Below are 13,282 nucleotides of genomic sequence, written 5' to 3'. Positions count from 1 at the left end.
TTAGTACTTCATTGATTATATGTAAAGAAAATCCACAAGGTAATTGCCTTGTGGATTTTTTTCAATTGTAATCATCATTTCGAGAAATTGTGAACAAATCTAGAATAATGATTTAATTTCATCTTTCCTTCACATTATTGAAACCAATTAAACGAGTATCTGAAATATAATAAAAGTCAAATACATACCAAAGGGTAAATCTAACTTTTTAAGGAGAGAGTTATTGAAATACAAGAACAATTTATTAGTTATTTCTATTATTTTTTTTAGTATTTGTTTTTTAATAAGTGTAAGATTAATTTCTAATTCATTGGATAGTATTACAAGAAATCAACAAATTGAAATGAATTATAAAGATTTACCTCGTAATTCGCAATTAATTAATGAAGTAGATTTACAAATGTATTTAGGTCTCACAGAAAGTGAACTAACTTCATTTATAAATCAATATAAAACGGTCTATAGGGAAAACAAAATTAAGTGGAACATTATTGATGATAAAATTCATTTTTTATATTTATTAACGATTAACGATTAATGATTTTAAATGTTAAAGTGTTTCAACAATTTTAAAACACCAACAAAATATAGAAATTGTTTTTTCGGAAATTAAAATATTAAGAGCAAAAATTTTAGATTTATAGTTTTAAATGATTAGTTTATAGGTTGATGTTCAATCTCAAATGACATAAAAACTGATTAATAAACAGTTATGTTATACAAAGTAAAGGATATTTAATTAGGTTTTTATCATAAACTTTTTTTGATGAATTAGTTGATTGGAATGGAGGGATGCTCGACTCCTATGGGATAAGNNATCCTGTAATGGAAATCAACATCATTCTACTCCTTTTACGAAAATTTGATCATTAATTGACAAGATTGTTTTTCAACAGCGTGAAAAAGAGCAACTCATGATGAGTTGCTCTTTTTTTGTTATTTAAGCAAAGTTCATGAAGTGTTCGCCATACGAAGGAATTATCAATAGACGTACTGAATATCAAAAGATATACCCCACTATTAAAAGTATCTTTTTAAAAGCATATTGATTAACAAATCTAATACAACACACTTGTCACAACAGTTAGGAGAGTGAGTAATGAATAGTCTATCAAAGCAAATAGGAAACGCAAATACAATCGATGATGTAATTGAACAGTTAGATGAAATTATTTCAATGAGCAATAAAACAAAAAACAAACTAGGATATTTTGCTTCTTTATATCGGTTGGTAACAATTAAAGTGAAAGTTGGAATTTTAAATAATCAGTTCGAAGACGGAGCAAGAATGGAAAGTTTGGATGTGAATTTTGCAAATTTCTATTTAAAAGCACTTAAAAGCTATTTAAATAGTGAGCCTTTAAGTCTCAGTTGGAATTTAGCATTTCGTCACGCAGAAAACCGACAATCTATTTTGCTACAGCATTTATTGCTTGGCATTAATGCACATATTAATCTGGATCTAGGAGTAGCTGCTGCGAAGGTATGCCAAGGATCTGATATTTTATCACTTTACAATGACTTTATGAAAATAAATAGTATTTTGGCATCATTAGTGGATGAAGTGAGGGATGACATGGATCGTATTTCACCTTGGATTGGTTTTTTAGATCATGTTGACCCAAAAGCTTCAAAGGCAATCATAAACTTTAGTCTAGAGAAGTCTCGAAATTACGCATGGGATTTTGCGAAAAAGCTGGCTGCAGCTAATGAAAGTGAGTGGGTAGGTCTGATAAAAGTGCATGATAATGAGGTTGCATCGATTGGAAACATGGTCGCCCGTCCAAGTAGTTGGATGCTGAAGGCTGGTTTATGGGCAATTCGTTTTCGTGAATCCAAAAATATTGAAAGAAACTTAGATCTTTTAAATCATAATCGATTTGAAACAACTTCAACTGGTGATATTCAATTGTAAGTTCAAAGTGAGTAAGCAGATTGGACAACTAAAAATTTTCAGGCAACACTGTATATTAGAGTGTTGTTTTACTATTTAAAAATTAAAACTTCTACTGTAGTATATTATATAATTGTAAAGATTCAGGATTAAAAGGTTAACGATAGGTGAGAAAAAATGATACATACATATTTAAATGAAACAATCAGTTTTAATATAAAGTATAAAAAGCGGAAATCGATCGGTATTTATATAGATGCTTATGGAAACGTTGAGGTTCAGGCTCCTAAAGATACACCTGATAAAAGTGTCATTGAAGTTTTAGAGGCTAATTGGGAGTTGATTCTTCAAAAATCAAATGAAATGAAGGAGCGACTTCGTGGTCCAAAAGAACGGACTTATGAATTTGGTGAGACATTTCTTTATTTAGGGAATTCATATCCTATACAAATTTCACACGATGAAAGTATTCAACAAGATCAGGTAGTTTTTGAAGGAAATAGGCTAAATATTATTGTAAAACAACTAGAGGATGAACGAATAAAACAGGCACTTAAAAGGTTTTATTACCAACAAATTAAAGCAATAGTTGAAAAGAGTATTCAGAAGTATCAAAGTAATTTTAAAGTAAAGCCGTCATCAATTCGTATTACTGATAGTAAAACAAACTGGGGTACCTGTGATTCAAAAAGGCAATTAACATTTAATTGGAAACTAGCAATGGCACCTCAAAAGGTGATTGATTATGTAGTTGTTCATGAAATGTGCCATATGGTTCATATGAATCACGATAGGTCATTTTGGCGACTTGTCGGTAAAATTATTCCAGAATATAAGGAAAGAGAAGATTGGTTAGCATTATCTAGTTGGAAAATGACTGTATAGGTTTCAAACTGCCCGAAAACGCTCGCAATCAGTCTGAAAATAAAGTTTCATGTACTTTGCTTAAAAAACTAAAATGGGAAGACATTAGTCGTCCCATTTTTTATTTTTTGTAAAAAAAGTCTGCTAATTCCTTACTTTTAAGTCTTCTATTTTTACGGATTTTAGCGCGTTCTTCTCCGCCTTGATATAAGAATTTTTCTTCCTCCGTTTCGGGAACAATTTGTGGAACTTTAATTAAGTTACCTTCTTGATCCAATGCAACAAAAGTTAAAAAAGCAGTTGCTGCGATTTTCTCTTCTCCAGTTCTTAAGTTTTCTGCAGTTACTTTCACGAAAACTTCAAATGATGAAGTGCCAGTCCAAGTTACATAACTTTCGAATGCAACCGAATCTTTCATCGTAATCGGGTGAAGAAAGTCAACTGAATCAGTTGAAGCAGTTACAATTGAAGATCGGCAGAATTTCATTGCTGATATACTTCCGATAATATCTAAGTCATTCATTAATTTTCCACCAAACAAAGTGTTATGACTATTTACATCATTGGGAAGAACTAAATTTGTTCTAATGACTCTTGTTTCATTACAAGTTACCATGTGATTTCTCCATTCTTTAATATCTATAAATTGTACACTATTTAATAGAGAAATTAGCATACTTATTTTTAAAATTTATATGAACAATCTTTCCATTGAAGGATATTTATGAAGAAGGAATTCTTGTAGTTGTTTTTAAACATCCAATAGTAATATATATATTTGTCAATGAAATTTGTAGGAAATAGTGCAAATTTAAATAAGTTTATTTCAGTCGTTTACATTGACTTTTACTTCTTAAGTCGGTATATTTATATCTTGTTGAGACGGGATAAATACTACATATGGGTGTTGAAAAGAAAGAGAACACCTATATATCGATATAAGGTAAAATCGATATAATCTATACGAGGAGGAACAGGTGATGATAAATACAATAATTGATGCTGAATTACCTGCGAATATACAGAAATTAAATCAAGACATAATGCATTTTCCAATGATTACACCTATTAATCCAAAGATGCATAAAACAACATTTAAAGGTGTATCTAGAACGGTTATGTTAGATCGATACGCATTTAAAGATATTAAGCTTGTTACATTAGGTGTAGGTGACCTAGTTGTACTAACATATAAGGATGATCCAAAGTTTCCTCGTCGTGGTTATGGTGAAGTAATTGCTATTGACAATAGTCAAGAAGAAGTAACTGTTCAATTAGATTCTCAGTTTGAAGACGGAGCAATCATTACAGTTGCATTTAATAAAGTAGACAAACCACTTGAAATCTTCTACGAACAAATTGCAGACCGTGTTGCACGTGGGCTTGCATCTGCAGAAACTCCAGAAAAATTCTCCGAAGTAAAAGAGATGTTTTATGAAATTTTAGCTAACAAAACTTTTGTACCAGCGGGACGTGTTTTGGCTGGTGCCGGTACAGGTGCTTCAACAACATTCTTTAACTGTTATGTAATGCCTCATATTCACGATTCTCGTGATGGGATTGGTGAACACCGTAAGAAGGTAATGGAAATTATGTCACGTGGTGGTGGCGTTGGAACAAACGGATCAACTTTACGTCCGCGCGATGCAATTGTTTATAGTGTGAATGGACGCTCAAGTGGATCAGTTTCTTGGTTACATGATTTATCTGAATTAACCAATTTAGTTATTCAAGGTGGTTCAAGACGTGGTGCGCAAATGATTATGATGAACGTCAATCATCCTGATATCGTAGAGTTCATCGTATCAAAGAACCAAAATCCAAAGGTTTTACGCTATATTGCGCAAACTACAAAATCGAAATTAATTCGTGAAGAAGTAGAGCGTAAATTAAAGTTCGAACCTATTAGTGCAACTGAAAAAGCAGCATATGAAGCTTTAATTCATATGGCAAAAATTGAAGGGAAATTAAATACACCTGAAATAGAACAGGCAAAAGAACTGCTTAATGACGGTGGTAAGTATTCAGTCCACAACCCTGAGTTTTTAACAGGTGCAAATATATCTGTTTGTTTAACTGATGATTTTATGGAAGCAGTTGAAAATGATGGAGAATATAAGCTTCAATTCCCTGATTTAGAAAACTATGACGATGAAATGCGTTTAATTTATGATCAAGAATGGCAGGAATGTGGAGATGTACGTGAATGGGCTGCACGTGGATATGGTGTACGAACGTACCACACAATCAAAGCAAAAGAGCTTTGGGATTTAATTAATGTGTGTGCAACTTATTCTGCTGAGCCAGGAATCTTCTTCTTAGATAATGCAAACAAAATGACGAACGCTGTTTCTTATGGTCAAAAAGTAGTTGCAACAAACCCTTGTGGAGAGCAACCACTTGCTCCATACTCTGTTTGTAATTTAGCAGCTGTTAACTTAGCCGAAATGACGGAAAACGGTGAAGTTAACTGGGAAAAGTTAAAGCGAACTGTTCAAATCGGAACGAGAATGCAAGATAACGTAATTGATGCAACGCCGTATTTCCTCGAAGAGAATACGAAGCAAGCAAAAGGCGAACGCCGTATCGGATTAGGTGTGATGGGGTTACATGATTTACTTATCCGTTGTGGCCTAGTATATGGATCGGAAGCTGGCAACAAACTAGTTGATCAAATTTTTGAAGTGATTGCAACTACTGCTTATAAAACTTCAATTGAATTAGCGGAAGAAAAGGGAGAATTCCCATTCTTATCGACTTTTGAAGATGGACGCGAACGTTTTATTAACTCGGGATATATGAAGAAAATGCCTGAAGAAATTCGTGAAGCTGTTTTAGAAAGTGGCATTCGTAATTCGCACTTATTAACAATTGCTCCTACAGGAAGTACTGGAACGATGATGAATGTCAGCACTGGACTTGAGCCTTATTTTAACTTCGTATACTTCCGTTCAGGACGTTTAGGTAAATTCATTCCAGTTGTAGCTGATATCGCACTAGAATGGTTAGAAGCAAATGGATATGAAGTAACTGAAGAAAATGTTTATGAGATGATTGAACATCTTCCTGAACAATTTGTCGGAACAATGGACCTTTCTCCAGAGGCGCATGCTGATGTACAATGTATTATCCAAAGATGGATTGATTCTTCAATTAGTAAAACAGTTAATGCTCCTAAAGGTTATTCTGTTGAACAAGTAGCAAAAGTGTATGAAAGATTACACAAAGGTGGAGCAAAAGGCGGAACTGTTTATGTAGATGGTTCACGTGATGCCCAAGTATTATCGCTAACGAATGAAGAAAATGATTTTACAAATGTAGAACTAGAAACAATTGAAAATAGAAATGATGCAACGACAAACGATACTGATGAAACTGCTCAAGTTAAAACAGGTAACGTAGGTGTAGAAAACGGAGACACTTGTCCAATCTGCCTAGCTGGTACTGTAGTTGAACATGGTGGTTGTAATACATGTGATAATTGCCAAGTACAGTTGAAGTGTGGAATATAAAATTAAGTGAAGAACTACCTCTTTAGATGTGATGATCTAAAGGGGTAGTTTTTTATGTCTTAAAGAACGAACGAGAACACTAGTTAGATAAAATTTTGAAAAAGTTCAACCTTCTACCAAAATGGACCATATTCTTGAAGAATAAGAGGAAATAATAGAAAATAAAAAAGAGCCTAAAGTTTATTGGGCAACAAAAGCTAGTATATTTAATTAGATAATCATCCACTGGATGTAACGATAAATAGGAGGAAAATTTGTTGATGAAGCCTATATCTATTTTAATAGCGGATGATGAACAGGAGATTGCTGATCTGATCGCCTTACATTTAGAAAAAGAAGGGTATCATGTTATTAAAGTTTCGGATGGACATGAGGCTGTTCGTGTAGTTGAGACCGGTTCAATTGATTTGTTGATATTGGATATTATGATGCCAAAAATGGATGGATATGAAGTAACTCGGCTCATTCGCGAGCGGCATAATATGCCAATCATATTTTTGAGTGCTAAAACATCTGATTTCGATAAAGTACAAGGACTAGTTATTGGAGCAGATGATTATATAACGAAACCATTTACCCCCATTGAATTGGTTGCACGTGTGAATGCTCAATTGCGACGCTTTATGAAGTTAAACCAACCGAAAGTAGATGATCATAAAGTTCTTTTGGAGTTTGGTGAAATAATGATATCCCCTGATCAACGGACAGTTTTGCATTATGGTGAAAACATCGAGCTAACACCGAAAGAGTTTGATATTTTGTATTTATTAGCCAGCCATCCAAAGAAAGTTTTTAGTGTAGAAAATATTTTTCAGCAGGTTTGGGGTGATGCATACTTTGAAGGTGGTAATACAGTAATGGTACATATTCGCACCTTGCGGAAAAAACTCGGAGAAGATAAGCGAAAAAATAAGTTAATCAAAACGGTTTGGGGAGTGGGGTATTCATTTAATGGATAAAGTTATACGCAGTTTTCGCTCCAAAATCATCGTATTATTTGCATTAAGTATGACTCTGGCTGGTATGATAACTTACATAATTTTTAAAGGATTACAGCTTTATTATCACACGATGGTTCGTTATGGTGATGCCTTGGCCCAGCTTCGTCGATTCATACAGAGTATTGGAGACGTTAACTTCTTTTTATTTCTATTTATCCCACTTTCGATATTGTTTTTCTATTTACTCACTAAGCCCTATTCTACTTATTTTAATGAAATATCAAACGGAATTCATTATCTTGCACGTGGCAACTTTCAACATCGGGTTTCAATCCAGTCAAATGATGAGTTTGGTGATATTGCTCAAGCAATTAATCTAGCAAGTGAAAAATTAGAAGAAGCCGTACAAAGAGGCGATTTTTCAGAAAACAGTAAAGAACAATTAGTTGTAAATTTGGCACATGATTTGCGTACTCCGCTAACTTCTGTATTGGGTTATTTAGATTTAATCCTTAAAGATGAGAAGTTAACTAAGGAACAAATCAAACATTTTTTAACGATTGCCTTTACTAAATCTCAGCGTTTAGAAAAACTGATTGATGAATTATTCGAAATAACTAGAATGAACTATGGCATGTTACCTCTTGTAAAAAGGCAAATTAATTTAAGTGATTTACTTTTTCAACTAAAAGAAGAATTGTACCCTGTCTTCGAGAAAAATAATTTGAGCGCTCGAATGAATCTTTTGCCCAATTTACCTATTTTGGGTGATGGAGAGATGTTAGCTCGTGTGTTTGAGAATCTTTTAACCAACGCAAATCGATATGGATATGATGGTCAGTTTGTAGATATTAACGGGTTTGTTGATGGACAAGAAGTGATTGTTCAGGTTGTTAATTATGGGGATTGTATTCCTCCGGAGGAACTTCCATATCTTTTTGATATGTTTTATACCGGTGACAAAGCACGAACTCATCAAGAAGATAGCACAGGTCTTGGTTTATTCATTGCAAAGAATATTGTGGAGCAACATAATGGAACGATTACGGCCGAAAGTAGTATAATCCGGACTGTATTTGAAGTTCGATTACCGCAGGAAAGTCTCCCAATTAACCAAGTTTAAACGTTTCATAAAGAATTTAAGAAAAATTTAAAGTTTACCCTACTTTTTATTTAAAAAGTTTTTCCTATTCTAGAATTAATCAGTATTAGGAGGAACGTGAAAATGAAGAAGTGGGGATTTTTAGTGTTTTTAGTTATTTGCCTGAGTTTTGCATTCGTGAATAAAGAAATTTCGCTTCAAGATCAAGTAGAGATTCAATCATATAAAAAAATTAACAATGCACAATTAGATAATAGAGAGACTTCTGAAAGTTTCCAAACAAAAAGCATTACAAAAGAATCGGTCTATAAAGGAAACTTACTCTTAATAAACAAAAAATATCCTGTGCACGAGGAAAGTATAAAATCAGACGTTGTAAACTTATTCACTCACAAAGAATTAAAAAAGGAATACGAATTGCTTGATACGAAAATTGAATTGTCAGAGGATGTTGCCCGTAAATTTTCGAAGATGATCGTTGCTGCTCAAAAAGAAGGGGTTCGCCATTTTACAATTAATAGTGGCTTTCGAGACTTTGATGAGCAAAATGCACTTTATCATGAAATGGGATCAGATTATGCCTTGCCTGCAGGCCGTAGTGAACATAATTTGGGTTTATCACTTGATGTAGGATCTACCAAAATGAAAATGAACGAGGCACCTGAAGGTAAGTGGCTAGAAAAAAATGCTTGGAAATACGGTTTTATCATACGCTATCCAAAGGATAAAACGGCAATTACAGGCATTCAGTATGAACCTTGGCATATTCGCTATGTTGGATTGCCACATAGTGTGATTATGGAGGAAAAGAATTTTTCTTTAGAAGAGTACTTGGATTTCTTAAAAAAACAAAAGTCTATTTTAACTACTATAAATGGCGAAAAATACGAAATATCTTATTTCCCTGTTACTAAAAATACGACCATTCATGTGCCTACCAATCTTCGTTATGACATATCAGGCAACAATATGGATGGTGTGATTGTGACGGTATTTAATAGCTCAAAACATACTAATCTTAAGGAGGATAGCTTAACGGAATGAAAATAATAAAATTAATGAACAAAATTTTTGTTTCAGCATTATTTGTCTTTTATATGTATGCATTAATAAGGGTCATTTTATTTAAGTTCCGCTGGAGAGATCTATCCTTTCTTTGGTATCAACTTCAGACTAATCTTAGGAATCCTGTTAATCTCATAAACGAATTGAAAATGGGAAATCTTATCCCATTTAAAACTATACTCATTAATATTAAGAGTCTATCATCTTGGCCTGATTTTAGTAATTTGGTTGGGAATATCGTAGCATTCATCCCATTAGGAATGTTTCTTGTTCTCTTGTCTAAAAATAGAGGGATGTCATTCAAAGGCGTATTCATTAGTTCTTTGAGTTTTAGTTTATGCATAGAAAGCTTTCAGGTTATTTTTTCTCTAGGGATTTTTGATGTAGATGATCTAATACTAAATACCTCTGGAGGATTACTTGGCTATTGTGTGATCAAGCTTTGTGATAAGGTTTATAATAAACTTATCGTAAATACATCAAGCAGTGTTCAAGACAGAGAAATTGTTGATAAACAGGAATTTTAAATTTTCGAGCAAGTTTAACAGTACTTTTTAACGGGAAACGATACTAAAACGGCTGCTATAGAGTAGCCGTTATTTTTATTATTTGAGCTAATTGAAGTTATGCCTTTTTCATTCAATGTTAGAATAGATTGAAGTTGTGGAGTAGACACTAACCTGAGAAATGAATTATGAAAACAAAATCATAGAAAATCTATGCTTTTTTTGTTATATGTAGAGAGTAAATAAAAAAGAAAAAAGTGGAAAAGGGGGATAAGATGACTCAGGGAAATGTAAAAAATGATGCAGGATGGAATTTTGATAATAGTTATTCAAAATTACCGGAATTCTTCTTTGCTACTCAAGACTTAAATCCGGTAAGTTCACCGAAATTGGTTGTTCTAAATAAACCAGTGGCCTTATCACTTGGTCTAGATGTTCAATCACTTCAAAGCGAAGAAAGTGTAAATGTTTTTGCCGGAAATCAAGTGCCAGATGGTGGATTACCACTGGCCCAAGCATATGCAGGGCATCAGTTTGCACACTTTAATATGCTTGGGGATGGAAGAGCATTATTACTCGGCGAACAGATCACTCCAAAAAACGAGCGATTTGATGTACAACTTAAAGGTTCAGGTAGAACACCTTATTCACGAGGTGGAGATGGTCGTGCAGCACTTGGCCCGATGCTTCGCGAATACATTATTAGTGAGGCGATGCATGCACTAAGGATACCAACTACACGAAGCCTTGCAGTTGTAACGACAGGTGAACAGATCCAACGTGAAACTCGATTACCTGGGGCAGTTATGACCCGAATTGCTGAGAGTCATATTCGGGTTGGGACGTTTCAGTATGTTTCAAGATGGGGTAGTGTGAATGAACTTCAAGAACTTGCTGATTATACAATCCAAAGGCATTATCCGGAAATTGAACCAAATGATCCAAATCGATATCTTTCACTACTCCAAGGGGTTATTAAGCGCCAAGCTTCCTTAATTATCAAATGGCAATTAGTTGGTTTTATACATGGTGTAATGAACACTGACAATATGACCATTAGTGGTGAAACAATTGACTATGGTCCATGTGCATTCATGGATGCGTACGATCCAGCAACTGTATTTAGCTCAATTGATCTCCGCGGTCGTTATGCATATGGAAATCAACCAAAAATGGCTGGTTGGAATCTTGCACGATTTGCTGAAACATTATTACCTTTATTCCATGATGATCAGGAAAAAGCCTTAGAAATAGCACAGAATGCAATTTCAGAATACCCTATTATTTATGTTGATAATTGGATCGCAGGAATGAGGAGAAAATTAGGAATATTTAATGATGAAGAACAGGATAAGTCATTAATTGATGAGTTACTTGAAATAATGGAAAAGTATAAAGCAGACTATACGAATACGTTTAGAGCATTATCATATGGTAATCAAGATGAGCTACCTTTGTTTACATCATCTGAATTTAAACAATGGGAAAAGCAGTGGCAGGAGAGATTAAGTAGACAATCAGAATCAAAAGAAGCATCTCTTCAATTGATGCGAGACAACAACCCGACCGTAATCCCAAGAAATCATCGCGTAGAAGAAGCTTTAGAAGCAGCAGTAGAGAACGGAGATTATAGCGTGATGGAGAGATTGCTTAAAGCACTTTCAAATCCTTTTATTGAATCGAAAGAACAGATAAATTATTGTACACTACCTCCTGATCCGAATCGTCCTTATCAGACTTACTGTGGTACTTGATTATATTCTTATATTTTTTACTGTACGAATACTACCTTTTTCTAGGGTAGTATTTTATTTTTAAGTAAAACAAGAAACATATTTTTAGTGAATCTGAGCATACACTTTGAATAAATCTCAAAAATTTACTATATTAGAAAAAGTAAATTAAAAGTTTTCTAAAATTAATATAAGAGGGGAACTTTCCCTCTTTTTATATTTAGGCCAGTAGAAAGAAGTGGGGAAGTTGAAGAAGCAACAAATTTATATCATTTTATTTTGTATTATGGTGGTATGGGGATTTAATGTAATTGCAACCAAGGTTCTAGTAGAGAACTTTATGCCAGTTACGATGACAGCTATCCGTGTTTTCACTGCTGGAGTTAGTGTTTTTATTATTTTATTTTTAATAAAAAAAGTTCGTTTGCTTACTAAGAAAGAGTTTGGCTATGTATTTTTTGCAATGCTATTGAATGTAGTTGCACATCATTATTTTTTATCAATCGGTCTTTCTCAAACTTCAGCATCAAACGGAGGCCTAATTCTTGGAATGGGACCGCTTTTAACAGCCTTATTGTCGGTTTTCTTTTTAGGTAGTGTACTGAACTTTGTTAGAATTTTAGGCGTTTTATTTGGTTTTGCGGGTGTTGCTTTTATTGTTTTTCAGAGCGGTGGAGGTTTTCATGGTGTTTCGCATGGAGATTTTTATGTGTTTTTAGCAATCTTAGCTCAAGCATCTAGCTTTGTTTTAATAAAAAAAGTTTCGAAAACATTAGATCCAAGATTAATGACTGGATATATGCTAGTTATGGGTTCAATTATTTTATTCGGAATTAGTCAAATACTTGAGCCAGGTGGAATGGCTAGTATGGTGCATCATTCAGTAGGAATTTGGGCGGTATTTTTTGCATCAGCAATTGTTGCAACAGCTATGGGGCATATGCTATATAATTTTGCTCTTGGTTCGGTTGGCACTACAGAGGCGGCTATATTTTTAAATTTAAATCCATTCTTTTCACTAATTGGTGCGGTATTATTTTTAGGTGAAAAAATTGTTTTAACTCAAGTGGTCGGATTTATTTTAATATTAATAGGTGTGTTATTTGGTTCAGGAGTATATGAAGATGTAACTCGCAAATTTAAAAGGGATAACCAAATCCAAATCTAATTTTAAAATAGTATATGTATCATAAGACAATTTACCGATAAGGTGATTGTCTTTTTTTTATCTTAAGAAATGATTTCTAATTCATCATTTCATGAAAAAAAACTGCTTATTTAGGGCATATTATAAAGTATTCAAGCTATTAGGAAGGACTCATCAAGATGACAATCGATCCAAGAACTCATTCATTAAATGCAGAAACAATTGAGAATGAATTAGAAATACCAAGTTGGTTTATAAAATTAAACAAGTTTAAATCTAATTTAAATAATTTGGACATAGAGTCTCAGTTTTATGAACAGTTCTTAACCTTATTAATTAATGAAGAAACAGCGTTAGAGTTGCATTATAAAAATATAAAGTATATTGAAAAGCTAGAGAATGAAATTCAAATAATGGAAGAACGTTATCGAAAAGTAATGCACTCTAAGCTTGGCAGATTAATTCAGTTTTATTGGAAAGCTAAAAGATGGCTTTTTAGAAAGTTAAGAGGTTGGTGA

Annotated in this window: 12 protein-coding genes; 11 read left to right on the top strand and 1 reads right to left on the bottom strand. The window is 33.4% G+C overall.

Annotation, left to right across the window (positions count from 1 at the left end; all coding sequences use genetic code 11):
• Nucleotides 1-223: 223 nt before the first annotated feature.
• The 3 genes from COI44_RS11445 to COI44_RS11435 all read left to right on the top strand — a co-directional run bounded on the left by COI44_RS11445 (nucleotide 224) and on the right by COI44_RS11435 (nucleotide 2,779).
• Complete coding sequence (locus tag COI44_RS11445; RefSeq protein WP_098428065.1) at nucleotides 224-538, top strand: hypothetical protein; 315 nt, start codon at nucleotides 224-226, stop codon at nucleotides 536-538.
• 561 nt (nucleotides 539-1,099) lie between these two features.
• On the top strand, nucleotides 1,100-1,915 hold the full coding sequence (locus tag COI44_RS11440; protein ID WP_098428064.1) for a DUF5995 family protein: 816 nt from the start codon (nucleotides 1,100-1,102) through the stop codon (nucleotides 1,913-1,915).
• Between the two features lie 156 nt (nucleotides 1,916-2,071).
• Nucleotides 2,072-2,779, top strand: a complete 708-nt coding sequence (locus COI44_RS11435) for a M48 family metallopeptidase (RefSeq protein ID WP_098428063.1) — start codon at nucleotides 2,072-2,074, stop codon at nucleotides 2,777-2,779.
• A 100-nt stretch (nucleotides 2,780-2,879) separates the two neighbouring features.
• On the opposite strand, the gene COI44_RS11430 is transcribed toward COI44_RS11435, so the two are convergent.
• Nucleotides 2,880-3,374, bottom strand: coding sequence for an acyl-CoA thioesterase (locus COI44_RS11430; RefSeq protein WP_098428062.1), 495 nt, complete (start codon nucleotides 3,372-3,374; stop codon nucleotides 2,880-2,882).
• A gap of 364 nt (nucleotides 3,375-3,738) precedes the next feature.
• Between COI44_RS11430 and COI44_RS11425 the strand changes: the two genes are divergently transcribed.
• The 8 genes from COI44_RS11425 (at nucleotide 3,739) to COI44_RS11390 (ending at nucleotide 13,282) form a co-directional block, all read left to right on the top strand.
• Nucleotides 3,739-6,270 carry a vitamin B12-dependent ribonucleotide reductase gene (locus tag COI44_RS11425; protein WP_098428061.1) on the top strand — a complete coding sequence of 844 codons (2,532 nt, stop codon included), beginning with the start codon at nucleotides 3,739-3,741 and terminating at the stop codon, nucleotides 6,268-6,270.
• Between the two features lie 260 nt (nucleotides 6,271-6,530).
• Nucleotides 6,531-7,229, top strand: a complete 699-nt coding sequence (gene vanR / locus COI44_RS11420) for a vancomycin resistance response regulator transcription factor, VanR-F/VanR-M family (protein ID WP_098428252.1) — start codon at nucleotides 6,531-6,533, stop codon at nucleotides 7,227-7,229.
• Nucleotides 7,222-8,334 (top strand): HAMP domain-containing sensor histidine kinase, encoded by a 1,113-nt coding sequence (locus COI44_RS11415; protein WP_098428060.1) that lies wholly within the window; start codon nucleotides 7,222-7,224, stop codon nucleotides 8,332-8,334. Before vanR ends, COI44_RS11415 begins: the two co-directional genes overlap by 8 nt.
• Nucleotides 8,335-8,436: 102 nt before the next feature.
• The gene (vanY, locus tag COI44_RS11410) at nucleotides 8,437-9,357 is read left to right on the top strand and encodes a VanY-A/VanY-F/VanY-M family D-Ala-D-Ala carboxypeptidase (RefSeq protein WP_098428059.1); all 921 of its coding nucleotides are present in this window, start codon (nucleotides 8,437-8,439) and stop codon (nucleotides 9,355-9,357) included.
• Nucleotides 9,354-9,905 carry a VanZ family protein gene (locus COI44_RS11405; RefSeq protein WP_098428058.1) on the top strand — a complete coding sequence of 184 codons (552 nt, stop codon included), beginning with the start codon at nucleotides 9,354-9,356 and terminating at the stop codon, nucleotides 9,903-9,905. The genes vanY and COI44_RS11405 overlap by 4 nt, the downstream gene beginning before the upstream one ends.
• A gap of 254 nt (nucleotides 9,906-10,159) precedes the next feature.
• The gene (locus COI44_RS11400; RefSeq protein WP_098428057.1) at nucleotides 10,160-11,638 is read left to right on the top strand and encodes a protein adenylyltransferase SelO; all 1,479 of its coding nucleotides are present in this window, start codon (nucleotides 10,160-10,162) and stop codon (nucleotides 11,636-11,638) included.
• Nucleotides 11,639-11,864: 226 nt separating this feature from the next.
• Complete coding sequence (locus COI44_RS11395; protein ID WP_098428056.1) at nucleotides 11,865-12,785, top strand: DMT family transporter; 921 nt, start codon at nucleotides 11,865-11,867, stop codon at nucleotides 12,783-12,785.
• A 158-nt stretch (nucleotides 12,786-12,943) separates the two neighbouring features.
• Nucleotides 12,944-13,282 carry a hypothetical protein gene (locus COI44_RS11390; RefSeq protein ID WP_098428055.1) on the top strand — a complete coding sequence of 113 codons (339 nt, stop codon included), beginning with the start codon at nucleotides 12,944-12,946 and terminating at the stop codon, nucleotides 13,280-13,282.

Source organism: Bacillus sp. AFS088145 (genome assembly GCF_002564465.1).
In the GTDB taxonomy this organism is placed as follows: domain Bacteria; phylum Bacillota; class Bacilli; order Bacillales; family Bacillaceae_G; genus Gottfriedia.
Note: the sequence above shows the minus strand (reverse complement) of the source record. Positions and strands in the feature narration are given on the sequence as shown.